Origin of the sequence: Actinoplanes ianthinogenes (assembly GCF_018324205.1) — a bacterium.
Taxonomy (GTDB): Bacteria; Actinomycetota; Actinomycetes; order Mycobacteriales; family Micromonosporaceae; genus Actinoplanes; species Actinoplanes ianthinogenes.
Window position 1 is genome coordinate 4,536,138 of sequence record NZ_AP023356.1, and the last position, 25,367, is coordinate 4,561,504.

Here is a 25,367-nt window from a genome sequence, read left to right on the forward strand (position 1 = left end):
CATCCAGGGGGTACATGTACGGCACCGGCCGAGTTGCTACGCCCCCTCGCGGGGTCAGTAGTGGATGGGGCCGATCAGGCCGCCGCCGACCGTGACGGCGTCGCCGGTGATGGCGACGCTGCGCGGCGAGGCGAGGAACGTCACCACGTCGGCGACCTCCTCCGCGGTCACCTCGCGGCCGATCGCCGTCCGCTCGGCCCGGCGCCGCTCGGCCTCCTCGACGGTGACGCCCCACTGCTCGGCGGCCGCCGCGATCAGCGCCGGAGTGCGCTCGGTGACCGTGGCGCCCGGGTGCACGACCGTCACGTTGATGCCGTGCCGGCCGAGCTCGTCGGCGAGGTTCTTGGTGAGCGCGACCACGCCGATGTTGCGGGCGGTCGCGACGAAGTCGCCGCTGAGCCGGGCGGCCAGGCCGGAGATGTTGATGATCCGTCCCCAGCCCTGGGCGATCAGGTCGGGCGCCACCGCCCGGGCGGTGCGCAGATAGCCCAGCACCTTGACGTTGACCGCGTCGACGAACTGCTGGTCGGTGGTCTGCGACGGCGTGATCGGGCCACCCTGGCCGCCGCCGGGCACCGCCGCGTTGTTGACCAGGATGTCGATGCCGCCGAGTTGCTCGCGGACCCGCTGCACGCCGGCCCGCACGGACGCGTCGTCGCCGGTGTCGAGCTGCGCGGTGACGATCCGCCCCGGATGGCCCGCAGCCGCCAGCTCGGCGGCGGCCTTGGCCAGCCGTTCACCGTCGCGCGCGGCGATCGCCACGTCGGCGCCCTCGGCGAGCAGCGACCGCGCGATGCGCAGTCCGATCCCGCGGCTGCCCCCGGTCACCAGGGCCCTCTTGCCGGCCAGTTGCAGATCCATCGACACCCTCCTCAGCTCAACATCACCTTATAGCCTATAGGTTAAGTAGGTTTTAGGGAGTGTCAACGAGCACTCGGCCTGGAGCACGGTTCACACTGCTGTGCGGGGGTTCGGCGTCAAGGAAGCTCGACCAATTGGTTCCGGTACGCCAGCACGACGGCCTGAGTACGGTCGTCGACACCCAGTTTCATGATCACTCGGCAGACGTGGGTCTTGACCGTTGCCTCGGCCAGGAAAAGCCGCTCGGCGATCTCCCGGTTGGGCAGGCCGTGCGCCATCAGCTGGAGGATCTCGCGTTCCCGTGGGGTGAGCCGGTCCAGCAAACCCGGTGTCCGCGGCGACGGGCCCGGGCGATGGGTCAGGTCGGCTATCACGCTACGGGTCACCGCGGGATGGAGGTATGCGTTCCCGGCGTGGATCTCCCGTACCGCACTGGCCAGGTCGGTGGGAACGCCGCTCTTGAGCAGGAACCCCGACGCACCCGCTCGTAGTGCCGCGTACACCTGTTCGTCGTTGCTGAACGTAGTCAACACGAGAACCTTGACGGTGTGCTTCTGGTCGGCCGCGAAGTCGTCCGCGGTAAGCCGGTGCGTGGCACCGACCCCGTCCAGATTCGGCATTTGCAGATCCATGATCACGATGTCCGGCTGGAGTTCCCGGGCAAGCGCTACCGCCTCCAGGCCGTCGGCGGCCTCACCCACCACTTCCATGTCTGGCTGCACCGACAGCAACATCGCGATACCGGCTCGGACGAGCGGCTCGTCATCGGCGAGCACGATGCGGATGGTCGCGACGTCCACGGCGGGGCTTTCCATACCGAGGATTCTCGACCGCGCCGGCAGACCCGCGCAGGTGTTCGGCGGCGCCCCGCCCGGTGTACAACCACGTCGGTACACGACGGCCCGGTGACGCCGCCGCAGGTGGATGACCCCGCGGTGGCCGGTGACACACGATGTGGTCAGGTCGCGAGCCACGACCGGCGAGTCGTCGTCAAGGAGCCGATATGAACGCCATGATCACCACCTCAGCGGCTGTCACCGCCCGGCGGGTTTGGTACCGGAAGCGACGCCGCGCCGACGTCGAGCGCGACCTGCGCCGACGTGAGGCCGAGTTGCGCGGATTCATCACGATGACCGGCCACGACCTGCGGTCGCCGCTGACCACCATCGCGACTCACCTTCAGGTGTTGCGCGAGGATCGCGGCCGGACGCTGGGCGCCGACGTCGAGCGGGATCTGGCCGCGATGGAACGGGCAGCCCGCCGCATCGACCGCCTGGTGGAAGAGATGCTCGGACACGCCCGCGCCGTCGGGTCCGCCCTCCGGCTCGGCCCGGTCGCGCTTGACGATCTGGTCGCCGGCGTGGTCGCCGAGCGGGTCACCGTCGACGACGGGACCCGGGTAGCGACCGGTGGCCCTCTGCCGACGGTAACCGCCGATCCGATGTTGCTTCGCCACGTGATCGACAACCTGGTCGGCAACGCGATCAAGTACACGCCGCCGGGGACCAGGGCGGACGTCCTGGTCTCGGCCCGGGAACTGGCGGGCCGCGGGATGCGGATCGAGGTGGCCGACCGAGGCATCGGAATCCCGGCGGACGAACGGTCCCGGGTGTTCGACGAATTCCACCGCTGCGCCAACAGTGGCGACTTCACCGGTACCGGGCTGGGCCTGGCGATCTGCCGTCGGATAGTGGAGCGCCACGGCGGCCGGATCGGGGTCGAGGACAACCCGGGCGGCGGCAGCCGGTTCTGGTTCACGTTGCCCTGAAACCGCCACCGGCTCCTCAGGTTCGGGCCTGACCGCACGGCGAGGCAGGAAGGATCGGTTTCATGACGCGTCAGCCCCGCGATCGCTCCCCCGGCCCGATGCCGGCTCTGCCAGGCCAGGTCTGGCTGCGGACCGTGTTCGACGCCGTGCTGATCGGCGGCGCCCTCGCACTCGACTGGAACTCCTGGCTCCGGTATGAGGCGGGCACCCCGGCCGGCTGGTGGTCGATGTACTTCCTGGAGTTCTCGGTGCTGGCGGTGCTGTTCATGCGCTGGCGCCGGCCCTTGGCGGTCTTCGCTGTCGAAGCGGGCTATGCGGTACTGCTGGCGCAGATCCTGCCCGGGGCAGACTTCGTCGGGGGTCTTCTGATCGGCTTACACACGGTCGCGCGGCAACATCGGCCACGGATCTCCGTGCCTACGGCGATGTGCTGCGTCGCGTTGATCCTCATAGGCGGCTACCGGAGCGTGTGGGACCAGTTCTACTACGCGAACGGCTCATTTCCCGCGCTCACGTTCGCTTCGGCCCTGTACGCGATCGCGCCCGTCACGGTTTGGCTGCTCGGCTACTGGTCGCGGCGGGCGACGCTGGCCCGCGCCGCGGCGGAGGCGGTGAAACAGGCGCGGCGCGGCGAGCGGTTGCAGCTCGCCCGGGAACTGCACGATATCGTGTCTCACTCGGTGGCGGTGATGATGCTCCAGGCAGCCGGAGCGCGGGCGATCTTCGCACAAGATCCGGACCGGGTGCTCGACGCCCTGGACACCATTCAAGCCGCCGGTACCGCATCGATGGCGGAGCTGAACCGGATGCTCAACCTGATGCGAATGCCCGACGACGCCATACCGACCCCCGGCGGCACCCGGCAAGGTCTGGAAGGGCTCGACGACCTGGTGGACCGGATGCGCGCCACCGGCCTCGCGGTCACCGTCGAGTCGACCGGCCACCCGGCCCAGCTGGACGCGAGTGTGAACCTCACCGCCTATCGGGTCGTCCAGGAGGCGCTGACCAACTCCACCAAGCATGCCGGACCCGACGCAACCGCCCAGGTCACGCTCGCTTGGGCCAGCGACCGTCTCACCGTCACGGTCGCCGACAAAGGTTTCGGCAGAACCCACGACCGGGGCGGCCCGGTGCCGTCGACAGGTCACGGTCTGATAGGCCTGCAAGAACGAGTCCAGGCGGTCGGCGGTGACTTCCGTGCCGAGGCGTATGCCCACGGGTTCGTGGTGACCGCCGCCCTGCCCCTGTCCGCATCCGAAGCGCCACTACCTGCGCATCCGGCGCCCACAGGGTGATTCCCCGTACGCGAGGACGCCGGATGCACGTCGAACGGCCTACAAGTCGGCTTCCGTCACCCGGGAGGACTCATACGTCGTGACCGCCTGGGGAAGGTCCGGCACGGTGGAGACGCAGGATCGGCGACAAACCGGCGGCGCTGCGCGCCATCCACGCCGCCGAGGGAACTCCGGCCGAGGGAACCACCGTGGAGGCGACCCAGATCTTCGTGATTCAGTCCCCACACGTCTACCTCACCGTTCAGTTCGACGCCAGCACCGGCCTGACCAGAGAACAGATGGTCAAGGTCACGGGCGGCATCAACCTCACCCCCGAGGCCGTCGCCAAGGCTGAAAAGGGTTACGCCGCACAGACCGAGAACCCCAAGACCGGCAAGAACTGAACGTCACCACACCAACCACCGGCCGCGTCGGCGATCCACCGACGCGGCCGCGAACAACCCTGCGTCCGCAGCGACCGACAAAGACGCTGGGGCCAAGCCGCCACACGAGCGGCCTGACCCCAACACCATCGCCTTGATCGGGCGGATTGAAGTTGTCACTTCAACCTTGCTCGCTTCAGGAGCGAGACAAATGACCTCCTCGTGCTCCGTAAAGCCGAATTCGCCGCTCCATCCGTTCCGTATGGCCCGCCAGGAGGCTTTCGCTCCGATGTCAGCCCACGTTGCGGGCCGTCATCTCCGTCGGCCCGAACGGCGCCAGAAGCGCTCCGAGCTCATCCAGGTACCAGCCCACCCCTACCGACGACGGATCAACTCCGCGCAGCAGCGTATCGACATCCGGCGAGAAGGAGATCTTGTTGCACGCAGGCATGACGACGATGGTTCCCCGCTTCTCCTGATGGACCCAGGCGATCTTGAATCCAACACTCTGCCCGTCCGATACGGTTCGTGCCATCTCTTCCACGACGGCGTTCAACTCGGAAACGCCCCGATCTTCCCAGGTGAAATCCCCATCGGTCGACACCAGCAGCACACCGCCTCGCTCCAGCACGATCCCCCGCGAGCGCAGTGCCAGAATAAATTCGCGAACACTTGGCAGCCGGGAGAAGCCGAAGTCGATATCAATATCTCTACTCATGCGAGTCCTTCAATTTGATCAACGAACTTCGAAACTGATTTGCTTTTTGGTCAGCCACGATGCAATACTGTCCGGAATGGGATTCTCCGAGTAGACCTTGAACTCGGCACCATTCTCTTCAGCGATCTTCCTCTGCTGACCTGTGTTCGCCTTGAATTTCTCCAACAGCTCCGGTTTCTCCAGCATCCTGTCGAAAGCCTCGCCGGACTTGGCTTCGTACCAGACCTTACCGCCGTCCTCTTTCACATACCTGCCGTCGAATTGACGTCCACCTTCAGAGAATCCGTCCTCGCCTTTAAACTGCTCTTTGAGTTTCAGCTCGTACGAACGCCCGGCATAGCCGCCCGGGGTACCGGAAGCGCCCTCAGCCTGGTTGTTCCAGTGGAGGTTGTCGAAGTCCTTCTTCAGCCCGCCTACACCTTCGCGGGCGAGGAAAGTACCGCCGACAACTTGTATCCCGCCGACCAAGATGACGGGAGCCGCCACAGGCGTTGCCGCTCCGTCCGTACCAACGATTACGGCACCGCCGGCGATGACCTCGGGGATGCCCTGTTCGATGGAGAGGACGCCGACGACCAGCTCGCCGGTGTGGAGCGCGATGCTGCCGATGGTGTCAGCGTTGTCGATGAGGTTGTCGACGCCGTTCGCGATCTTGTTGCAGACGACGTCGAACCATCCGCAGTCGATGCCTTCGTCTTCTGTTGGCAGGGCCTGCACGACGTTGTTGCCGCCGCCGTCAGAGCCGCCGTTGCCGTTGTCTCCGTTGCCTCCTTGGTCGCCATTGCCGCCGTGGTCGTCATCGTCATCGTCGTCGTCCGTGGTCGGCGCCGGCGCGGGATTTTGGCCGTAGCCGTCGCATCGGTCGCGCGGGCAGAGCCCGGACGGGTCGGAGGTGGTGACGGGGTTGTCGTCGGCGTAGTTGTAGGCGGCCCATTGTTGGGGGTCGGCGAGGTCCATCATGGGGTCGACAGAGATGAATCGGCCCAGGTTGGAGTCGTATTCGCGGGCACCGAGGTGGGTCAGTCCGGTGTTGTCGCGGGTGCCGCCGACGAATCCCTTGTCGCCGGCCCAGATGGTGGGTGTGGTGCCGCGGTCGGTTCCGAAGGGGGTGGTGCGGCGGCGGGTGACGGATAGTGAGGTGTCGCTGGTGACGGTGGCGTTGGCGGTTCCCTGGTGGTCGTTGACGAGCCAGGTCAGAGCAGTGGGGGTGCGTACCGCGATGGTTGAGCCGCCGTGGCTGTAGTAGCGGGTGCCGGTGGCGTTTCCGGTTTTGGGTTTGCGGATTTCGATGCCGCCGGGCAGGTAGAGGGTTGCTCCGGTGGGGTCGCGGCGGATCAGGCGGGTTCCGTCGGCGTCGTAGGTGTAGCTGGTGACGCCGGTCGTGTCGGTGCTGGTGTTGAGCTTGCCACTGTCGGTCCAGGTCAGCGCCTGGCTTCCGGCACCTGCCGCACCGTCAGCCGCGCACACGTTCGCGGCGGTTCCGATGGGACGGCAGAGGGTGCTGCCGGTCGCGTCGTAGGCGTACTGCTGGACTGCTGTGGCGGCCCCTGTTGTGGTGACCTTGGTGACGGCGTGTGGTTTGCTGCCCGCGGCTCCGCCGGCGGCCGGGTAGTCGTAGGTACGGGTGGTGGTGTCGGTTGCCTGGTGGATCACCTCGGTTTTGCGGTTGCCGGAGGCGTCGTAGGTGTAGGAGCGCCAGTAGGGGGCGGGACCACCGACGGCTGCACTGGTTGGTGAGGCGGCGCAGGTGGCGGCCGGTTGGGCCCAGGCATCGGTGATCCGCTTCAGTGCGTCGTACTGGAAACACTGCGTTTCCGCGGCCTGACCGCCGTCGGGCGTGTCGGTGATCGCCGTGATGTTGCCGGCATCGTTGTAGTGGTAGGAGAGGTTGTAGACGTCGTTCTTGAGCTCGGGGACCGCGTTGAATGTCGTCTGGCGGCCGGTGGTGTCGTCGTAGCCGTAGGTCAGGGCAACCCGGCGGCCGTGTTCGCCGAGGTTCTGGCCGATGAGCTGGTCGAACTGGTTATAGACGATCTCCTGCGCATAGATCTGCTTGCCGATCAGGCCGTTGGACAGGCCGACCGCGTTGAACAGGGTGGTGACCGTTTCGGCGGGGAGTCCTGCGACGGCCGGGGTGGTGACTTTCTCGAGGGTGTTGTTCGGGCGGTAACCGAGCGTTTGTGTGTAGGTGCAGGGATCGGTTTCGCCGGACACGCAGAGTCCGCTGTCGGTCGGCGGGACCGTGACGGAGGTGCCCTTCGGGCGGCCCGCCGCGTCAAAGCCGGTGGTGGCGGTTACGTAGGCGGCTTTTTGGCCGTTGCTGTCGTACTCGTACCGGATCGAGCTGCCGAGTTTTCCGATGCCCTTGTCCAGGGTGTCGTATTTCCATTCGGCGAGGACGCGCCCGTCCTTGCTGCCCTGGTGCTCGGCGGTCTTGCGGCCGACTACGTCGTAATCGAAGTAAGTAGTCTTGCCCCGGGCGTCCTTGGTCCAGACCTGTCGACCGAGGACGTCGTATCCGCTACTGGAGCTGCCGTTGTCGGGGTCATCCGTGGCGATCTTGTTTCCGCGGAAGTCGTAGGTGTAGGCCCAGGTGTTGTTGCCGGGACCGACCACGGCTGCGAGGTCGCCTCGGTTGTTGAACCGGTAGGTGGTGCGTTCGAAGGCGGCGGCGTCGTCGCTGCCGACCTTTGCCGGGTCCTTGTACTGGCGCATCTCGGTGACGTGACCCTGTGCGTCAATGACGGTGGTCGTGGCGGTGCCGCCCTTGGGCGGGGTGACGCTGGTCTTTTCCCCGTCGTACGTGGTGTGGGTTCGCCAGGCCTCGTCCCCGCGAACCGTGAAGACGGCGTCGGTGATGCGTCCCGCGCCGTCGTAGACGTTGCTGGTCAGTGAGGGGATTTCGGGGCGCCGTACCGGCGTGACGAGCTTCGTGTCGGGGGCGGCGTTGTCGATGTCGTAGTAGGCGTTGCTTGTCCACGCAAGCAGCCCGCGGGAGTTGTAGACGTTGTCGACGATGGTGCGGCCGCCGGCGATGGTCTGGGTCTGCGTCTGCCGCAGGCGCAGCATGCCGTCATACAGGGCGATCGAGGTGCGATACGTCTTCGACCCGTACGGCATCAGGGTCTTGGAGGTGACCGAACTGGGCGCGGTTTTGCTCAGCTGGTAGGTGTAGCTGATCGTGGGGTCGTTCGGGTAAGTGGTCCGGTCCCGTCCGGGGGCCCAGACCTTCAGCAGGCGTGCGTCGCCGTCATAGGCGTACTCGGTGACCAGCCCGTTGGCGTCGGTGATCTTGGACGTCACGCCGAGGGTCGGGTTCAGGGTATTGGTGACGGTGTGCCCGAGGGGGTTGATGGTCTTGGTTTGAGTGACAGGGCCACCGGTGGCGGGCGTGTATTCGGTCCGGGTGGACTTGGCCGGGTCGAACAACTGCGTGGCGGAAGCGTCAGTCTGCTGCACGGCACGGCCGAGATCGTCGTAGACGGTGCTGGCAGCGGTAATGAGAACCGGCTGGTCGCCGTCGAAGTGGTCGACCATATCGACCCGAACGGGGAGGCCGCGGGTAGGTGCGGCTCCATAGGTCTTGGCGTTGTCGTAGTACGTGCGGACGTCACTCTGCAGGGTGCTCGGCCCGCTCGCGGTGCCGCATCTGGCGCCGTCGACGGTCTTGCGTTTGACGTGGTCGAGCATCCACAGGGTTTCGTTGCGGGCGTACTCGGTGCGGGTGCAGTGTTCGTCACCGGTGACGGCCTCGTCGCCGGTCTCGTCCACCTGGATGACGAGGTTGTCGTCGTTGTATTTGGTGATGGTGCTGGTCCATCGGGTCCCCCCGCTGGACAGCCTGGTGCGTTTGCGTTCGGTCTCGACGTGGGTCCGCCAGGCTTTCAGCGAGCCGGCGGTGGCGGTGACGATGGGGTCTGCCGGTGTGTTGAGGGTTCCGGAGATCCAGGCGCTGCCGTTGTAGTCGATCTGCTCCCGGAGCATGCCGCTCAGCGCTTCGTGGTCGGCGATTTTCCCACCGAGGGAGTCTTCAACCTGGACGGTGCGTGGCGTGCCCTTGGGCGGCAGCGTGCCGTCAGCCGCGGGTTGCGGGTCCCCGTCGAGGCCGCGGAAGTACCGGTACTCGGTCCGGGTCTGGGTCTCGGAGTCGATACCGACTCGAACCTGTACCCGGCCGTAGCCGCGATAGTCGCCCCAGGTGCGCTTCTTCGGCTTGACCATCGGCGACTTGTCATACGCCCAGGCCGGGGTGTCGAGGTAGTCGTAGTTGGTCTGCTGGTGTTCGAACCCGCCGGTGTTGTCGTAGACGTCGACGCGGGTGACGACGTACTTGTTGAACCAGTCGAGGACCGGTTCTTCGCCCTCAGCCCCGTAGTACTGCGGGTAGCAGCGTTTGGTGTTGGCCCACGGTTTCGGCAAAGTGATGCCGTCGCACTCGGGCTTCGAGTAGGTGATGCCGATCTGGGCACCGGACTCGGTGGTGATCGACTGAATACGGCTACGGAACAGGCTGGAGTGGCCGTTCGGGGTGTTCACCCGGTTCGGCATGAAGTCGGCGTTGGGGTTGAAGACCACGGGCGGGTCGGTGACCGCGGGTCCGCCGGCGCTGGTGACATTACCGGTGTGGCTGATGCTCTTAAGCCACATCGGGGTGCTCTCGTTGCCGCCGGCCTGCAGGTACGCCTGCTTCAGCGTGTACGTGTCGACGGTGGTGTAGGTGTCACCGGTACCGGTGTAGACCTGGGTCCTGACCTGGTCCAGGCGCTTGCTCGTCCAGAACGTGGGCGAGAAGGTGTCACAGGGAGCGGCGTCGCAGTACTGGTCCCACGGAGTATCCGGGAAACGCTTCGCGATGGGTTTGCCGTTGGAGATGCAGGTGCCGATGCACCGGTCGGCGACATCGAACAGAACGCGGTCGACCGGACGCGCAGCGGCGCCGGCGTCACTACGACTCCCGTACTCGATCTTGGTGAGGTAGCCGCCACGGTCGTAGGTGGTGCGCTTGTCCTTGTCGTCCTCGCGGGCGTAGGCACCCTGTTCGGCGGCGTAGAAGTAGCTGATGGTGTTGTGGTTCGGGTCGACGACGTAGTCGAGGTTCCAGCGCCAGGCGCGGGTCTTGCGGGACTTGGCGAAGTCCTTGTCGTAGCCGGGCTCGCCGGGGTGGTTGCTGTAGACCGGTTCAGTCCACGTCGAGTTGGTCGCGGCGCCGTTCGAGGTTCCACCGTCAGTGGTGCCTCGACCGAAGTAGTACTGGGTTCCGTCGAGCTTGGTGACCCGCCAGTAGATCTTGTCCTCGTCACCGTTGTCGGCACTGCCCTTGACCTGCTCGATGCGCAGACCGTCGTCGGCCTTGCCCCGGTACAGAACGGTCTTGTCGTCGCTGTCGGTCTCGCTGCTGGCCACCTTGACGAGCTCGGTGGAGGCGCCGTTGAAGGAGATGGTGGCGTTGTCGTCGAACCAGCACTGGTCGCCGCCGTAGAACTTCAGATTGTTCGGCTCATGCTCGTCCTTGCCGTCCCGGTCATCCGAGCACGGCCGGTAGGTCCGCTCGACGTAGCCAGGCTCCAGCGACCAGCCGTCGCCGATCCAGGATCCCTGGGTGTTGTTCCCGGAGGTGTGGCCGTCGATGGAAGCGGAGGAGTAGCTCAACGCCAGTTCGGGGGCGACCCCGCCAGGCGGTGCCGGCGCTTTGATCGGGTAGGACCAGGCGAACGCGCCGTTCTGCTGCGACACCTGCCAAGTCGAAGCCGGCGTGAGACTGGTGGCCTTGTAGTCACCGTTCTCGCTTTCCGGAGCCGCCGCCAGCGCGAAGGTCGAAGCGGTGCCCGATGCGGCGACCGCGACAGTGGCGGTGACCGTGTCGGTACGGGTGTTGTTGGTCGACGGGACCGGCTGTCCGTCGGCAAGCCGGACCAGTTGCAGGCGGCCGAGCGCATCACTGTTGAACATGCCTGCCACGGACCGGTAGTCGACGGCGAGCTTGACCTGGCCGGCCTTCTTCGTGCCATCCGCGCGGGCAACTCCGACGACGAGGTCGTCCGTCGCGGAGCCTCCGGCGTCCCGGCTCAGCGCGCTGATCTTCACCTTGCGCACGGTGCCCTGGGCGTCCGCGGCGGGCGCGCTCTGTGCGGTCTTGGCTGGGCTGACCGCCGAGACTGCGACGGCCAGCTTTCCGGCCTGGACTCGCGCGGTCGGCTGCTGGGCCAGGTCGACGGTCTTGGCGACTGTCGGCACGTCCGGGTCCGGGGGCAGGTCGGCCTCGGTGAGTTCCCGGTCTTCGGCGGTGTATTCCGGTAGCGGTGCCGCCATCACCGGCGTCACCTTGATGCCTTTGACGTCCTGCGGTGTCGCTGCGGCGGCTGAGGCCGGCTCGGACAGTGGTAGCTGCCCCAGCGTGCTGGTCAGCAGCGAGACTATGACGGCGCTGTGCAGTAGTCGTGAAGGGCGGCTGCGGTGCCGCCTTTGTGGCATGTGCCGGTGGACCCTGACGGTCACATCGATCTCCTGTCGGCCGCTGGTGCGGCATTCCCCGTACGCCGGCGCGGCGCCGGCCTCAAAACGATTAGTTGCTCGAATGTCACGGACAGTCGGGCCAGGTCCGGAACGCGGTTCGGTTCCCGACCTGGCCTTTTCCTGCTGGTGATGGGTAACGGGTCAGGAACCGGCCGTTACGTCGATCTCCTGCTCCGACCAGATGCGGGGGGTCACGTGGACCTCGTCGATCTCGCCGGTCCAGCGGCTGTCGGGCGTGCCGGACCAGCCGCGGCCGATCGCGAACTTCCCGGCCGCTTCCCAGGTCGCGGCCCCGCTCTTCTCCACCAGGACGCCGTCCACGGCGGGAGTGCCGTTGACGTACAGCTGGATCTTGTTGGTCATCGGGTTCACGACGCCGACCAGGTGCACCCAGGTGCCGGCTTCGACATAGTTGGTGGTGCAGGCGTCGGTCGTGGCCGCGTCGGCGGTGTCACTAGCCGCCACGGTGAAGCACCACGCCGGGTCCTTGACGTTGTCGCCGGTGATGTCGAGATCGGTGCGGTACCCAAGGCTGAACATGGACGTCTTGGTGCCGTCCTGCGAGACCGCGATCCGGTTACCGACCGGCAGCGGCGATTCAGGTTGTTGCTCGTCGTCCGTATCCGCCGTGCCGATTCCGCCGTCAGCATCTTGCTCGACAGGAGGTGCTGGCAGCCGAACCCAGGCGGCGACCGTGAAGCCGGACGGCGACAACGTGTTGAACACCGGCGAGGAGGTTGTGAGCTCGCCGGTGCCCGCGAACGTAAGCGCCGAGGCGCTGCCCTTTCCTGTCTCCGACCACGTCACCCCGGTTCCAGCCATGCTGGCCGGGCGGCTGTTCTCCGGAGCAGAGTCGGCAGTCGTTCCGGTGCCCTCGTCGAGTGACCAGTACCAGGAGTCCCCGATGGGTCGCACCTTGAAGGGGTAGTCGGCGCCACCGGACAGGTTGCCGGCGGTGTCGATCGCCTTGACCCGCAGTGTGTTCACCAGGTCTTTGTCCGGGGTCAGAGTCACCGTCAGGACGCCGTTGGCCGGCGGAGCGGTCTGCGTCTCTCTACCACCGTTGAGTGAGTAGGTGTAGTACTTCACCGCGTCGCCGGCAGCGCCCGGGCTGAACGTGAACTTGCCGGGTGTGCCGGGGCCACCGTTCCATCCAGTCGGCGGGTAATCCGTGCTGGTGACGGCGGGGTTACCCGGATTGGTGGCGTCAACTTTGAAGCCGAACCATCCCGTGTCCCCGCTGCATATCGTGGCGTCACACGCTCGGCCACGCCAGTAGTACTGCCCGTCGGCGAGTTTCGTGACGACCGTCCACGGCTGCTGTTTGCCGCTCGCGACTCCGGTAACCGTGGTCTTCGAACTTGCGACCTGTGTTGTCTTGTTGCTTGCGTAGACCTCGAACTCATACCGCAGGGTTCCGCCGTCAGGATCCGACGCTCTCATGCTCAACTGCGGCTGTTTGGACGACGTCACTGCGGTGCCGTTGCCGCAGGCCGCATAGCACGGACCCAGGGTGAGGTTGTCCGGGATCGCAGGCTTGTGGTTGTAGTTGATATCCAGGTAGGTGGAGCCGGCCACCAGCTTCTTCCACTGATATTCGTCCGACTCGTCCGCGGCCCGGAACGCGAGAGTGATGGTGGCGTAGCCGTTCTTGGCCGCGTCCGCGAACGCGGTCTTGACCGCGGTCTGCGCGTATTTGACCTCGTCGTTGCCCTTCGGGCACGCACTCTTGTTCGCGGTCGCCTTGACCGAACCCAGCAGCGTCCAGGACTTGTCCTTCGTGCTGTTCCACGTCACCGCACTGGAATCACTGACGTAGTTGGTTCGCCACAGCTGCAACGGTGACGGCGAACAGTCCGCGCTGTGCCGCACATTGACATGCACGGCAGCCGAGACGATCTGGGTGCCGCTGAGCTTGGAGACGTTGAACTGCACGATCGTGCGCCAGTCGTCGTCCGACGTGCCGTGCCACATCTGACCGACCCGCATGTCGTCCCGGGTAGCCGAGTCACTCCAGTACGACTTGGTCGGGTTCTTACGGGAGACGTGCGTCCAGATCTCCTTGCCCCCGTTGAAGCCGGGATCGATCGAGACCGGATACACCGTGGCCGGATCAGCCAGCATCTGCTGCGACGGAACCACCGTCAGCGACCCGTTCTCCAGAATCACCGGCACGTCCTCGACATGGCGAGGCTCGGGATCCTGTGGCAGTGTTCCCGATTCCGGAGCTGCGGCGGCCACCCGAGCCCGCTTCGACGCAATCGACGCAAGCGACGTCACAGCCTGCGGCTTGTCCCACATACGCGCGCCATCGGACGCGAAAACTCGCTCGCCCTCTGGCGTGACCGCCGTCAAGAAACCATCAGCGTCACTGCGCAACGTGACACCGTCGGTCTCGATCCCGAACTGCAGCCGCTGCAACGCTGGATCGGCGGCGGCAGCCGCATTCTTGACGACCAGCACCTCGCTGAACGAGTCGACCTGCGCCGCGAGCTGCAAGTCAACCCCGGGCAACACCTCAGGATAGGTCGCCGTGTCTCCCGTAATCACCGGCTTCGGAAGTACACCGGGCCAGCTCATGGACAGTGACCGGCCATCACGAACCACCGTGAGCATCCGGTCGTCGCCACCAGCGGAGAAACGGACATCCAAAGTGGTTGCTTCCGGCCTGACGACGCCATCTTCCAGCACCAGGCTCGGATCAACCGGCACGAAGCCCGCATCGCGCTGGACCCGCACGGGCGCCGCGTGCTGCCGCACCCGCAGGGTGCCATCAGGCTGCGCGAACGTCTCCGACGACTCGGTACGCTCCGAAACGATCTCGACGGGCTGCCGCGTCTTCCACGCCAAATGCATGGCGCTCGCCTGCTCGGTCACCGTCTCAGTCGGATCCTTCACGGGCAGGGCACTCACTGGCGGGCTCGCTGCCGCCGGAGCGGCGACGCCGGCCACGACCGCCATCGTCAGCGCAGCGGCTGTCGCCACGGGACGAACAAGACTGTGGACAGGCATGCCAAGATGGCGGCCTCCCGGCCGCCGAAGGTATGTCATTAAGGTTCCCCCGGTTAGCAGAAATGGTGCCTCGCGGGTTGACGGAACCTCGCTGAGATCACCAGCAGAGGCACCGTATAGAAATAAGCCGATCGCCTTCAAGACCCCCTGCACGGGCGCTTGGTCACAGTTGACTCCCAGGTTCCCAGCAGCACCAGAGCTAGCCGGGCGACCGGGGCGACAGGCGGCCACTGCCATGAGTCGATGGGCGGTGGTCTCTCATCACCACGCCGACAACCCCGCCCCGCAGTCATCCCTCGGAGGAACTTCGAAATCCAGCCTCGGCATCACGTTCTGTTCATAGAGCGAACGGTGGAGGCAGCGATGGCCAGCACAACCAAGACTTTCAAGCGGTGCGGATGCCGTAACAGCGAGGGCAAACGCTTGGAACAGAATTGCCCTCAGTTGCCCGAGCGCGGACTCGGTTCCTGCCATCGCAGCTGGCCGGGCGTTCTTCGCGCCCTCAGGGTCGCTGGCGAAGACCGCGGCCCGCCGGTCCGCCGGCGTGCGCGTTGTGGGCGAGGCGACCGGCGGACAGGGGTAGGGCCGGGGTAGGCGTGGTGCTGGCTGATGCCGGCGTCCACGCATCACCCGGCCGGGCGCGCCCGCGGGGTCAGCGGTTCGCCGCGGCCGGCTTGCCGGCCCGCTTGACCGCGTACATCGCCTCGTCGGCCCGGCGGAGCAGCTCGCCCCCGGGGTCCAGTTCGCCGTCGACGACACCGAAGCTGGCCTTGATGCTCAGCCGCAGGCCATCGAACAGCACCGGCTCGGCGAATGCCTGTCCGATCCGGGCGGCGACCGCCGTGCCGAACTCGCCGTCGGCGCCGGGGAGCAGGACGGCGAACTCGTCGCCGCCGAGGCGCACCACCGTGTCCCCCGGTCGCACCGCCGACCGCAGCCGCTGTCCGGCGGCGATCAGCAGAGCGTCGCCGACGTGATGGCCGAGTGTGTCGTTGACCGGCTTGAAGTCGTCCAGGTCGATGAGGATGACCGCGGTCTGCTGCCGGCTGAGCGCGGCGAGCCGCTCGGTGAACAGGGCACGGTTGCCGAGCCCGGTCAGCGGGTCGTGCGAGGCCTGCCGGCGCAGCTCTTCCTGCAGCTGCCGGGCGGCGCTCACGTCGCGGGCGTTGCAGACCAGGCCGGCCACGCTCGGATCGTCGATCAGGTTGGTGCTGACCGTCTCCAGCCATCGCCAGCCACCGTCGGCGTGCCGGACCCGCATCTCGAAGGTGACGCTCATGCCCGGGTTGGCGAGCAGTTCCGCGACGGTGGCACGGAGGGCGTCGAGATCCTCGGGGTGCGCGTTCCAGCCCCATGTCCGTCCGACGGCCTCGTCCGGTTCGATGCCGAGGACGCGGACGGTCGCCGGGCTGGCGTAGGAGACGGTTCCGGAACCGTCGACGATGTAGGTGATCTCGGAGGCATGCCGGACCAGCGCGCGGAATCGTTCCTCCTGGCGACTGACCTGCCGGAGCAGACGGTCGTTGTCGGCGAACGCCATCAGCTGGCGCATCACCACCACGGCGGTGATGAGCGGCACGCCACCCAGCAGGATCCAGGTCTGCGCGTCCAGACCGTGGTGCAGCAGCGCGACCGCCAGCACCGCGTCGGTCACCGCCACGGCGAGATACGGGAGCCGGCTGTACGGGCGCTGGCGGACGGCCAGCGCCTTCGGGTCCGCCCGCAACCGCAGCTGCTGCAGGCGCGGTATGGCCGTGCTCAGGTATGCCGGGAGAAGGTTCGCGGCCAGCAGCGCCCCCAGGTGCGCGCCGTGCAGCAGTGGCTGGCTGACGGCCTCCAGCAGCCCGGCGGTACCGACGGTGGCGACGCCGCAGATCGCTGCCGCGCGGGTGAACGGACGGGAGCCGCTGATCATCAGCTTGACCACGGCGAACACGGTCACGACCGAGATGCCGCAGTTGAGCAGCGAGTCGACGATCTGGCGGCCGTCCAGGGCGGCCCCGGCCGACAGGTACCAGGCGACCATGGCGGTGGCGATCAGCACGGTGATCGTGTCGAACCAGAACGAGACACGCTTGCGCGCTGTCTCCAGGCCCAGCGGATAGCTCAGCATGACGATCAGCGGAATCGTGGTGCCGACCACCTGGCACACGCTCTGGAAGGGGTTCATGCCGACCGCGGCCACCGTCGGATGCCACCAGGTCAGCGCCGCCTGCGAGGCGTTGCCGAGAGCGAGCACGGCCCCGCCGAGACCCAGGGCGTACCAGAACCGGCGGGCCGCCCGGGGCAGCATGGGCATCCGGGCGGCGCGCACGGACATCACCGTGAGCCCGATGTTCAACAGCGGTTGCAGGGTCCGGTACGTGATCACCTGAGCCGCGACTCCGGCCGGAACCAGCAGGTACCACAGCGTGACGACTGCGGCCAGCGCCGCCAGCCCGACCAGAATCGGGTCCCCGGCCGACGTGCGACGAGTCAGAGGCCTCACGCACGAGGTATCGGTCGTCGGGCAGGCGGCCTGAGGTGATCCGGCCCACAGGGTTGCGCTCAGCGGGGCTGGCCAGCGGACAGACCGCTCGGGAACTGGCGGTGGAAGAGCAGGTCCGGACCAGGCGTGAGCCTGCGGATGACGTCCCGGCGTGGGGTGGCTCGGGCGTCATCCGCAGGCTCATCGACCCGCTCTGTCACACGTTGACGGTGGCGGCAGCGTCGAGGTCGTAGTTGCGGGCGTAGCCGTTCTCGACGCCGACGAGCAGGTCGACGATCGTGAAATAGCGGTCCCAGAACGGCGTCTCGCGCAGCGCCTCGATCAGCAGCTGGTAGGACTGGTGGTCGCGGGCCTTCAGACCCAGACGTCGGTGACACGGGTGGAGTAGAACTCTGTGTCGTAGAAGCGTGATGTGACGTCTTTGGCCTTGCTCTGGATCACCGGAAGGACCTGTGTGGTGAAGGCTTCCACACGTTCTTCAACGGTCAGGGCGAGCCATTCCGGCGTGGTCTTGACGAGCATGAACGCGGTGACGGTCGGTTCGGCTTCTTCGGCGGTCATGGCAGCTCCTCTTTCGGGCTGTGTGCGGTGTCGGTCAGGACGCGCTGCCGTAGGCGCCGGCCGCGATGTCGTCGAGCAGGGTGGGGCCGGTCGGGGTCCAGCCGAGCAGTTCACGGGTGCGGGCGCTGGAAGCGGCCATGCCGAGGCCGAGAAAATGGGCCATGAGACCGAAGTGCTCGGCGGCGTTCTCGCGGGCGACCGCGACCGTGGGCAGCCCAAGTGCCTCGCCGAGGGCCTCGGCGATCTTGCGGGTCGAGATGGACTCCTCGGCCACGACGTGCATCCGGGTACCGGCCGGGGCCTTCTCGATGCCGAGCCGGATCGCCCGCGCGGCGTCCGAGCGGTGCACGGCCGACCATGCGGTGGAGCCGTCGTCGATGTAGCCCGACGCGCCGCGTCGGCGGGCCCCGTCGGCGAGGAAGGTGACGAAGCCCCAGTCGCCGACGCCGTGCACGCTCGGGGCGAATCGCGCGATGATCGTGCGTACGCCTCGCTCGACGTAGCTCAACGCCACGTTCTCGCTGTCACCGCGTGAGTCGACCGGGCTGACGTCGGATTCCAGGGCCGGCCGGCCCTCGGCGACGCCGGAGAGACCGTTGGCGACGACGAAGGGCTTGTCACTGCCGACCAGTGCCTCGGCCATGGCCTCGACGGCGGCGCGTTCGGCCCGATCGCTCTCCGGGCCGAAGTCGTGCTTGTTGGCGAGGTGGACGACAGCGTCGGCCGCGGCGACGCTGCGGCGCAGTGAGTCGAGGTCGTCGAGGTCGCCGCGCAGAGCGGTGGCGCCCTTGGCCTCCAGCGTCTTGGCCGAGTCGTCGGAGCGGGCCAGGCCGGTGACCTGGTAACCGTTCGCGAGCAATTCGTCGACGGTGGCGGAGCCGATCCAACCGGTCGCCCCGGTGACGAAGACGTTCATGAGATCTCCCCAAGGTTTCGATCCATCGTGTCTCGTAACCGTAGGTCATAACGAGGCACCATGTCTCGTTACTTGAGTCACAAAGCGAGGCACGATGTCTCGGTACGATGGCCGGATGATCGAACCGAAGAGCCGAGGCGGCCGGCCCCGCAGCGAACAGGCGCGTGAAGCCGTCCTGCATGCGGTCGACGACCTGTTGCTCGAAGTCGGTTATGCCGCTCTGACGATGAAGGGCATCGCTGAGCGCGCGGGCGTCGGCCGGCAGACGGTCTACCGCTGGTGGTCAACCAAGGCGGAGATCATTTTCGAGGCCAGCGTCGCCGACGCCGAGGAGGAACTCACGGTGCCGCCCGCCCGCACCCCGCTGGCCGGCATCAGCGCCTACCTCGAGGCGTTGGTCCGCTTCCTGACGCACTCACCGGCTGGGATCGCGTACCGGACGCTGCTCGCCGCCGCTCAGCACGATCCGGCGGTCGCGCAGCTGATCGCGTCGCGCGACGTCCTCGGCGCGAGCGCGCAAGCCGTCCTCGACCGGACCATTCCCGGCCTGGCCGCCCCCGATCAGGTGGCCGCACGCCTGATCGGGCCGGCGTTCTACTGGATCATGAGCGGACGGGACTCGACCGAACTCGATATCCGGGAGCTGGCGGAAAGCTTCCTGCAAAGCGTTCAAGTGCGCGCCTGAATCGGGTCGTGACCCCCACGCGGCGACGAGCGCCGAGAACCCCGGGTACGAGCCGAGCAGCAGCGGCGCCTCGACGCGCACCGATCCGTCCTCAGGGCTGGTGAAGAGGTCCGTGCGGGTCGGTCAGCGTGCCGAAGTAGCCGAAGATCACCGCGCGCATGGGCCACACACGGACGCGCCGGAGACCCCCGTGGTGCGAGGGTCTCCGGCGAGGCGTTTCCTTACCGTGGATCAGGATCCGCGAAGGATCAGGTTGCCGTCGTCCGCGGCGCCGCTCTGCCTATTTCGCTGGCGCGTTTTACGGCGCCGCATTTCCCGCGGCTTTGTCCGCTGGCGTCTCGTTCAAACCCAAACCACGCAGGATGTTATCGCGGTTCGCGTTTCCGCGCAGCGCGGTCAAGGATTTCAAGCGGCCCAGCAAAGTCGTGGAAGACGCGGGGCATTTCAAGTCCTGAATCGCCGACAGAGTCTTTTCAAAACGCTGGATGCGACTTTCCAGGTCCGCTCCACTCGGAAAGTTCGGATTCTTCAGCGCTACCTGCGCGTTCACTTGGGCTTGAGTGGGCGGGCAGCGACCGGGAACGTTCACCCCGGTAGGACCCACACGGTCGGCCGTCGCGTTCGGATCACCCGGGCTGAAGCCCAGCGCCGGCACCAAAGCGTTGATGTTGCCGGAGCCGGCTCCGGCGTTCCCCGTCGCTCCACTCGCGGCCGCGTCACCGGATCCTGCGGCGGCTTTGTCCGCTGGCGTCTCGTTCAAACCCAAACCACGCAGGATGTTATCGCGGTCCGCGTTTCCGCGCAGCGCGGTCAAGGATTTCAAGCGGCCCAGCAAAGTCGTGGAAGATGCGGGGCATTTCAAGTCCTGAATCGCCGACAGAGTCTTTTCAAAACGCTGGATGCGACTTTCCAGGTCCGCTCCACTCGGAAAGTTCGCATTCTTGAGCGCTACCTGCGCGTTCACTTGGGCTTGAGTGGGCGGGCAGCGACCGGGAACGTTCACCCCGGTAGGACCCACACGGTCGGCCGTCGCGTTCGGATCACCCGGACTGAAGCCCAGCGCCGGCACCAAAGCGTTGATGTTGCCGGAGCCGGCTCCGGACTCGGCGGCCTGGCTCATCCCCGTGCCGACCGCGAGCGCCGAGCCGAGCAGCGCTGCTGCGGCACCTCCAATCACCAGCTTGCGCGTCCGGCTGCTGACTCCGCGTCGATACATGCACGGCTCCTCTTCGTCTCGGTACTGCTTGTGCCGAGATATACGAGCGATGATGTGACGGCAGTTCATGACGCTGAACAAGCTTTCCTTAAAGCTTCTTTAACGCGACTCCCGGGGCGTGCAGCCGCCAGCAACGTCGCGCCCACGTGCGCGCGCACCCGGCCGCGGGTCAGCAGCAAGCACGCCATCGTCCACAAGGCCGGCTGCGCGAGCAGCCCGGTCTGCCAGCCGGACAACGTCAGCCCGAACACCGTGACCAGCACCTCGGCTATTGCGGTGCCGCCACCGATCGGCACGCCCGAGGCCGCCCGGCGTCCGTAAGCCCGCGCCACCAGATGCGTCGTGGTCTTACCGAGCCGTTCGAGCCGACAGCACGATCCGGGCCCGCGCCTCAGCACGGGCCCGGACGGTCCAATCTGTACCGTTGTCAGCCAACCCGGCCCAGCCGTTGCAACTGCCTCTCTGCTGGTCGGCGCGCACGATCGGCGGCAAGAGAAGTGAAAGCCGAGTGGGACTCGGCCAGGACGGAATATGGCGGGCGGTACGGATCGAGGCGCCCGCCGCATCGGTGTGGCCGTGGGTTGCGCAAGTGAGGCTGCAAAGACGGCGAACCGATCAACCCGAGCTACGCCACCACCCGCTTCCGCAAACTCACCACCCGCGCCGGCCTACCCCCGGCCCGCCTGCACGACCTGCGCCACGGCGCCGCCTCCCTGGCCCACGAGGCCGGCGCGGACCTGAAGACCCTGCAAGATCTGCTCGGCCACTCCAGCATCGTGGTCACCGCCGACACCCACACCAGCGTCCTGCCCGACAGCCAGCGCCGCTGCGCGGATGCCACCGCCGCGTTGGTGCTTGCAGCGGCCCGGCACACCCGCAAACGCATCAAGCAGAAAGCGGCGAAGAACCGGCCCGCCGGGCGCGGCGAAAAGAAACACCTTCGGAGAAACGACCCATCAACAAGAAGCGAAGCCGCAGGTCACGCAACCGCCGCAACCCCTTCCGTCACGGAAAGTAACGACACCCATGTGCCACCCACCCTCCACACAGGCCGGACAACGACAAAGGCCCGAACCGCGTTTCCGCAGCTCAGGCCTTTATCGAAGAAGTGCGCCCGAAGGGACTCGAACCCCTAACCTTCTGATCCGTAGTCAGATGCTCTATCCATTGAGCTACGGGCGCTCGTTCAGTGCTCAGTCAGCATACACACCGACTTTTGCGCGGAGACTCCGGGATTCGAACCCGGGATGGGCGGTTAGCCCAAACCGCATTAGCAGTGCGGCGCCATAGACCAGACTAGGCGAAGTCTCCTCGGCGGCCCGTCGGAGCCACCGAGGATTGAGGATACCGGACCGCCTGAGGGCCGCACAAAGAGGTCCGCCCGAAACCTCCCGAAGATCTGCTGTGAAGGCTGCGAACAGGCGAAACGTTGCGCTTGCGACTACGCTGCGCAGGATGGAGGAGAAGCAGACGCGGGGTGGGCGCGATCCGCACGCGCCGTTCAGCGGAGCGGGTTCGGAGGAGCCGGCCGCGCCGCCGGCCCGGCGTGGGGCACCGCCGGTGGTCACCTTCCAGCCGCCACGACCCGGGGTCAGTGCCGAAGGTCACCCCCAAAAACCCGATTTGGGTACGCCTGACAGCCCGCCCGCATCCACGACAACTCCCCGTCCCACGACAAGAGTGCCCAAGGCCACACCAGCCAAGGCGACCCCGAGTCAAGCCCCGGCCGAGGAGCCCACCTCGGCGGCAGAGGCGACCCCACCCCGCCCGGTGCCGCCGGCGAAAAAACCCGCACGCCCCGCAAAGACCACCCCGGCAGCGGCAACGCCCGTGAAGAAGGACACCGCACCGGAGCCTCCGGCGAGGAAGCCCGCCCCGGCGAAGCGGCCCGCCCCGCGCGCCCGCGCAGCCGCAAAGAGCACCCCGGCCGACCCGCTGACCAGCCCGGAGTCTCCGGTGAAGCGCGCGGCTCCCGCCAAACGCGCCCGAAAGACCACCGCTCCGGCGGCCACGATCCCGGCGGAAACAGCACCGGTTCAAGCAGTCGTCACGAAGGCGGTGACACCGACTGAGGCAGCGCCGACGACAAAGCCGGCCCCACCAACAGAGACCGCCGAGGTCGCCGCGGCAACACCGATGACCAAACCAGCCCCGCCAGCGGAGGCAGCAGCAGCAGCGGCCGCGCCGCCCCCAACGGCCGACACCGTGGCAGCGCCGCGCCCCAAAACCGACACCGCAGCAGCGCCGCCAACAGCCGACACCGTGGCAGCGCCGCGCCCCAAAACCGACACCGTGGCAGCACCGCGCCCAACGGCCGACACCGTGGCAGCGCCGACAACCGAAACACCCCCAACAGTCCCGGCCCAGCCGACCCGGGCCGCTACCCCGCAGCCGCCTCTACCCACCCCGGACCAACTAGCCGTCGACCTCTGGCCCCGCCTCCTGGCCGACCCCCGCAACGCCGCCAAACTCCTGGCCGATTCCGCCGTGCACACCCTCGGCCCCCGCGCCGCCGCCTGGGCCGCGCAGACCCGCGCCACCTACCCCGCCGCCACCCCGCAAGCCCTGGCCAGGCTCGCCACCGCCCGCTTCACCCGCGCCGCGACGCTGCGCGGCGGCCTCAGCGCGCTCTCCGGCACCTACGCCCCGTTCACCCTGGTCGCCACGGCCGCGTTCACCCACGCCGAGCTGGTCCTGCACCTCGCCGCGGCGTACGGTCTCGATCCCACCCACCCGGACCGGGCGGCGGAGATCCTGGGCCTCCTCCCGGGCTACCGGAACGGAGCGGCCTGGGCCGCGCTGCGCCTGGCCGACCGTTTCCTCCCGGGCACGAGCCTGCTCGGCGCGGTTCTCGGCGGCCGGAACGCGGCCGAGGCGGTGGCGACCCGAGCCGAGCGACGCTACGGCTGGTACACCGGGCGGGAGAAGGCCCGCGAGTAAGACGAGTAAGAGAGGTGAAGACGCTGCTTACGGATGCAGCCACCCCAGCCATGAATCCGGCAGCAACTCATAACCGACGAACGCGGTGATGTCGAGCAGACTGTGCGCCACGATCAACGGCATCACCCGCTTCGTCCGCAGGTAGAACAGCGCAAAGATCACCCCCATCACGACGTTCCCGATGAAGCCGCCGAACCCCTGGTACAGGTGGTACGACCCCCGCAGCACGGCAGAGCAAGCGATGATCGCCGGCACCGAGACGGAGAGCTGTCGGAGCCGGGTGATCAGGTAACCGACGACCAGCACCTCCTCCAGCACCGCGTTCTGTATCGCGGAGAGGATCAGCACCGGCACCGCCCACCAGTACGGCTGCAACGCCGACGGCACGATCTGCGCGCTGATCCCGAGCTGGAGTGCGGTATAAACCAGCAGCAGCCCGGGGATCCCGATCCCGGCCGCGAGTGCGGCGCCCCACCCCGCGTCGAAGCCGGGCCGCCGCAGGTCGATGCCGAGGTCCCGGCCCGGGTTCATGTCGTCGCGGCGCAGCAGGTACCACGCCAGGGCGACCGGCACCAGGTCGAAGAAGATGTTCAGCAGCTGGTAGGTGAGGTCCAGGTACGGCCGGGGGGACAGCGGCGCATTCAGCGTCGCGGTGTGGCTGGCCAGCGGCTTGCCGTCGGTGAGCGTGGCGGTCAGCCGCACCAGCGACCAGATCGCCGACTGCCCGAGCGACAGCAGCATGACGATGACTATCTCGGCGGGGTACGCCGATCGGGTGGTCCGCTGGCCTTCAAGAGTCACGGCTTTAACTGTAGGACGGCCAGAATGCGGCCATTTCGGCAAGCGACGCGCCGACAGACGTGACGAGTCGCACTTTTGGTGCGTCGTGTTCCCGACTGTGCTGACCACCATGAATGCATGGGAGACCTCGCACGCTTGCTCAAGGAGAGCTGGAGCCTCGTCGAGGAACATCAGGACAAGGTGGCCGGATACTTCTACGCCCGTATGTTCCTGTCGCACCCCGACCTGCGCGACCTTTTCCCGGTGCAGATGGATGTGCAACGGACTCGGTTGCTGACCGCGATCGTCACCGCGGTGCAGACCCTGGAGGATCCCGAGCGGTTCGACGACTACCTGCGAGCGCTCGGCCGGGATCACCGCAAGTTCCACGTGCTGCCCGAGCACTACGAGGTGGTCGGCGGCGCGCTGATCGAGTCGTTGCGGGCGTTCGCCGGCGAGCAGTGGGGTGTCGAGTACGACCAGGCCTGGGCCGACGCCTACGCGGTGATCGCCAGCAAGATGCTGGCCGGCGCGGACGCCGATCAGAATCCGCCCTATTGGTACGGCGAGGTCGTCGAGCACCAGCGCCGCTCGCATGACATCGCGGTCTTCACCGTGCTGCCGTTGCAGCCGCTGGAGTACCGCGCCGGGCAGTACCTGAGCCTGGAGGCGACGCCCTATCAACCGCGACTGTGGCGCACCTATTCACCGGCGAACGCGCCGCGCCGGGACAACTCGCTGGAATTCCACGTCCGGGCTCTCGGCGCCGGCTGGGTCTCCAGCGCTCTGGTCCGGCGACTCAAGGTGGGCGACATGATCAAGTTGGCCGCGCCGATGGGCTCGATGACCCTGGATCGAAGATCGACCCGGGACGCCGTCTTCGTGGCCGGCGGCACCGGGCTGGCCCCGGTGAAGTCGCTGCTGGAGGAACTGACCAGGTACAACCGGACCCGCTGGGTGCACGTCTTCTTCGGCGCCCGGAACCGGGACGACCTGTACGACCTGGCCGACCTGAACCGCCTGGCCGCCCGCTACCCCTGGCTGTCGGTGGTGACCGCGTGCAGCGAGGACCCCACGTTCCCCGGCGAGCAGGGCAACATCTCGGACATCGTGGCCCGGTACGGCCCGTGGAACGAGCACGACTTCTTCGTCTCCGGCTCGGGCCCCATGGTCAAGGCGACCCTGAAGACCCTCGCCGAGCTGCAGGTCCCGTCGATGCGCATCAAGTACGACAGTTTCAGCGAATGAACCG

General features: G+C 67.2%; 17 protein-coding genes, 2 tRNA genes and 1 pseudogene. 7 read left to right on the forward strand and 13 right to left on the reverse strand.

Annotated elements, in window-relative coordinates:
- Positions 1-54 precede the first annotated feature (54 nt).
- Together Aiant_RS20390 and Aiant_RS20395 are read right to left on the reverse strand one after the other, a co-directional pair.
- A complete protein-coding gene (locus Aiant_RS20390; protein ID WP_189332137.1) occupies positions 55-861 on the reverse strand; it encodes an SDR family NAD(P)-dependent oxidoreductase in 807 nt (268 codons plus the stop codon).
- Positions 862-977: 116 nt separating this feature from the next.
- Positions 978-1,676 carry a response regulator gene (locus tag Aiant_RS20395; RefSeq protein ID WP_189332136.1) on the reverse strand — a complete coding sequence of 233 codons (699 nt, stop codon included), beginning with the start codon at positions 1,674-1,676 and terminating at the stop codon, positions 978-980.
- A gap of 188 nt (positions 1,677-1,864) precedes the next feature.
- On the opposite strand from Aiant_RS20395, the gene Aiant_RS20400 reads away from it, so the two are divergent.
- From Aiant_RS20400 to Aiant_RS20410, 3 genes are all read left to right on the forward strand, one after another.
- A complete protein-coding gene (locus Aiant_RS20400; protein ID WP_189332135.1) occupies positions 1,865-2,629 on the forward strand; it encodes a sensor histidine kinase in 765 nt (254 codons plus the stop codon).
- A gap of 62 nt (positions 2,630-2,691) precedes the next feature.
- Positions 2,692-3,924: a sensor histidine kinase gene (locus Aiant_RS20405; RefSeq protein WP_189332134.1), complete on the forward strand. Its 1,233-nt coding sequence runs from the start codon at positions 2,692-2,694 to the stop codon at positions 3,922-3,924.
- A gap of 188 nt (positions 3,925-4,112) precedes the next feature.
- On the forward strand, positions 4,113-4,307 hold the full coding sequence (locus Aiant_RS20410; protein WP_189332133.1) for a hypothetical protein: 195 nt from the start codon (positions 4,113-4,115) through the stop codon (positions 4,305-4,307).
- A 271-nt stretch (positions 4,308-4,578) separates the two neighbouring features.
- On the opposite strand, the gene Aiant_RS20415 is transcribed toward Aiant_RS20410, so the two are convergent.
- The 7 genes from Aiant_RS20415 to Aiant_RS20445 form a co-directional block, all read right to left on the reverse strand.
- Positions 4,579-5,004 (reverse strand): hypothetical protein, encoded by a 426-nt coding sequence (locus Aiant_RS20415; RefSeq protein ID WP_189332132.1) that lies wholly within the window; start codon positions 5,002-5,004, stop codon positions 4,579-4,581.
- Positions 5,005-5,022: 18 nt separating this feature from the next.
- The gene (locus Aiant_RS46560) at positions 5,023-11,499 is read right to left on the reverse strand and encodes an RHS repeat domain-containing protein (RefSeq protein ID WP_189332131.1); all 6,477 of its coding nucleotides are present in this window, start codon (positions 11,497-11,499) and stop codon (positions 5,023-5,025) included.
- Positions 11,500-11,658: 159 nt separating this feature from the next.
- Complete coding sequence (locus tag Aiant_RS20425) at positions 11,659-14,502, reverse strand: LamG-like jellyroll fold domain-containing protein (protein ID WP_189332130.1); 2,844 nt, start codon at positions 14,500-14,502, stop codon at positions 11,659-11,661.
- A gap of 679 nt (positions 14,503-15,181) precedes the next feature.
- Positions 15,182-17,017, reverse strand: a complete 1,836-nt coding sequence (locus Aiant_RS20430) for a sensor domain-containing diguanylate cyclase (protein ID WP_189332129.1) — start codon at positions 17,015-17,017, stop codon at positions 15,182-15,184.
- A 196-nt stretch (positions 17,018-17,213) separates the two neighbouring features.
- Positions 17,214-17,429: a darcynin family protein gene (locus tag Aiant_RS47025; protein WP_212847203.1), complete on the reverse strand. Its 216-nt coding sequence runs from the start codon at positions 17,427-17,429 to the stop codon at positions 17,214-17,216.
- Positions 17,372-17,578: a darcynin family protein gene (locus Aiant_RS46565; protein ID WP_212847115.1), complete on the reverse strand. Its 207-nt coding sequence runs from the start codon at positions 17,576-17,578 to the stop codon at positions 17,372-17,374. Before Aiant_RS46565 ends, Aiant_RS47025 begins: the two co-directional genes overlap by 58 nt.
- A gap of 34 nt (positions 17,579-17,612) precedes the next feature.
- Complete coding sequence (locus Aiant_RS20445) at positions 17,613-18,494, reverse strand: SDR family oxidoreductase (protein ID WP_189332128.1); 882 nt, start codon at positions 18,492-18,494, stop codon at positions 17,613-17,615.
- 115 nt (positions 18,495-18,609) lie between these two features.
- Here Aiant_RS20445 and Aiant_RS20450 point away from each other — a divergent pair, with 115 nt between their 5' ends.
- Complete coding sequence (locus Aiant_RS20450) at positions 18,610-19,179, forward strand: TetR/AcrR family transcriptional regulator (RefSeq protein WP_189332127.1); 570 nt, start codon at positions 18,610-18,612, stop codon at positions 19,177-19,179.
- A gap of 298 nt (positions 19,180-19,477) precedes the next feature.
- On the opposite strand, the gene Aiant_RS20455 is transcribed toward Aiant_RS20450, so the two are convergent.
- Positions 19,478-20,395 (reverse strand): hypothetical protein, encoded by a 918-nt coding sequence (locus tag Aiant_RS20455; protein ID WP_189332126.1) that lies wholly within the window; start codon positions 20,393-20,395, stop codon positions 19,478-19,480.
- Positions 20,396-20,997: 602 nt separating this feature from the next.
- Here Aiant_RS20455 and Aiant_RS45825 point away from each other — a divergent pair.
- Positions 20,998-21,531: pseudogene (locus Aiant_RS45825) on the forward strand (tyrosine-type recombinase/integrase); the annotation flags it as partial.
- On the opposite strand, the gene Aiant_RS20465 reads toward Aiant_RS45825, so the two are convergent.
- Positions 21,505-21,577, reverse strand: a tRNA-Arg gene (locus Aiant_RS20465). The pseudogene Aiant_RS45825 and the gene Aiant_RS20465 sit on opposite strands and share 27 nt — an antisense overlap.
- A 39-nt stretch (positions 21,578-21,616) precedes the next feature.
- Positions 21,617-21,706 (reverse strand) — tRNA-Ser (locus Aiant_RS20470).
- Between the two features lie 1,011 nt (positions 21,707-22,717).
- On the opposite strand from Aiant_RS20470, the gene Aiant_RS20475 reads away from it, so the two are divergent.
- Positions 22,718-23,335 carry a hypothetical protein gene (locus Aiant_RS20475; RefSeq protein ID WP_189332125.1) on the forward strand — a complete coding sequence of 206 codons (618 nt, stop codon included), beginning with the start codon at positions 22,718-22,720 and terminating at the stop codon, positions 23,333-23,335.
- 27 nt (positions 23,336-23,362) lie between these two features.
- Here Aiant_RS20475 and Aiant_RS20480 read toward each other — a convergent pair whose 3' ends face one another.
- Complete coding sequence (locus Aiant_RS20480; protein ID WP_425322679.1) at positions 23,363-24,136, reverse strand: CPBP family intramembrane glutamic endopeptidase; 774 nt, start codon at positions 24,134-24,136, stop codon at positions 23,363-23,365.
- A gap of 117 nt (positions 24,137-24,253) precedes the next feature.
- Between Aiant_RS20480 and Aiant_RS20485 the strand changes: the two genes are divergently transcribed.
- The gene (locus tag Aiant_RS20485) at positions 24,254-25,363 is read left to right on the forward strand and encodes a globin domain-containing protein (RefSeq protein ID WP_189332124.1); all 1,110 of its coding nucleotides are present in this window, start codon (positions 24,254-24,256) and stop codon (positions 25,361-25,363) included.
- The last annotated feature ends 4 nt before the right edge of the window (positions 25,364-25,367 follow it).

What these genes read in the sequence shown, in the direction of transcription:
- Aiant_RS20390 (WP_189332137.1), bottom strand. Translation starts at nt 861, where the DNA reads ATGGATCTGCAACTGGCCGGCAAGAGGGCCCTGGTGACCGGGGGCAGC.
- Aiant_RS20395 (WP_189332136.1), bottom strand. Translation starts at nt 1,676, where the DNA reads ATGGAAAGCCCCGCCGTGGACGTCGCGACCATCCGCATCGTGCTCGCC.
- Aiant_RS20400 (WP_189332135.1), top strand. Translation starts at nt 1,865, where the DNA reads ATGAACGCCATGATCACCACCTCAGCGGCTGTCACCGCCCGGCGGGTT.
- Aiant_RS20405 (WP_189332134.1), top strand. Translation starts at nt 2,692, where the DNA reads ATGACGCGTCAGCCCCGCGATCGCTCCCCCGGCCCGATGCCGGCTCTG.
- Aiant_RS20415 (WP_189332132.1), bottom strand. Translation starts at nt 5,004, where the DNA reads ATGAGTAGAGATATTGATATCGACTTCGGCTTCTCCCGGCTGCCAAGT.
- Aiant_RS46565 (WP_212847115.1), bottom strand. Translation starts at nt 17,578, where the DNA reads ATGACCGCCGAAGAAGCCGAACCGACCGTCACCGCGTTCATGCTCGTC.
- Aiant_RS20445 (WP_189332128.1), bottom strand. Translation starts at nt 18,494, where the DNA reads ATGAACGTCTTCGTCACCGGGGCGACCGGTTGGATCGGCTCCGCCACC.
- Aiant_RS20450 (WP_189332127.1), top strand. Translation starts at nt 18,610, where the DNA reads ATGATCGAACCGAAGAGCCGAGGCGGCCGGCCCCGCAGCGAACAGGCG.
- Aiant_RS20455 (WP_189332126.1), bottom strand. Translation starts at nt 20,395, where the DNA reads ATGTATCGACGCGGAGTCAGCAGCCGGACGCGCAAGCTGGTGATTGGA.
- Aiant_RS20485 (WP_189332124.1), top strand. Translation starts at nt 24,254, where the DNA reads ATGGGAGACCTCGCACGCTTGCTCAAGGAGAGCTGGAGCCTCGTCGAG.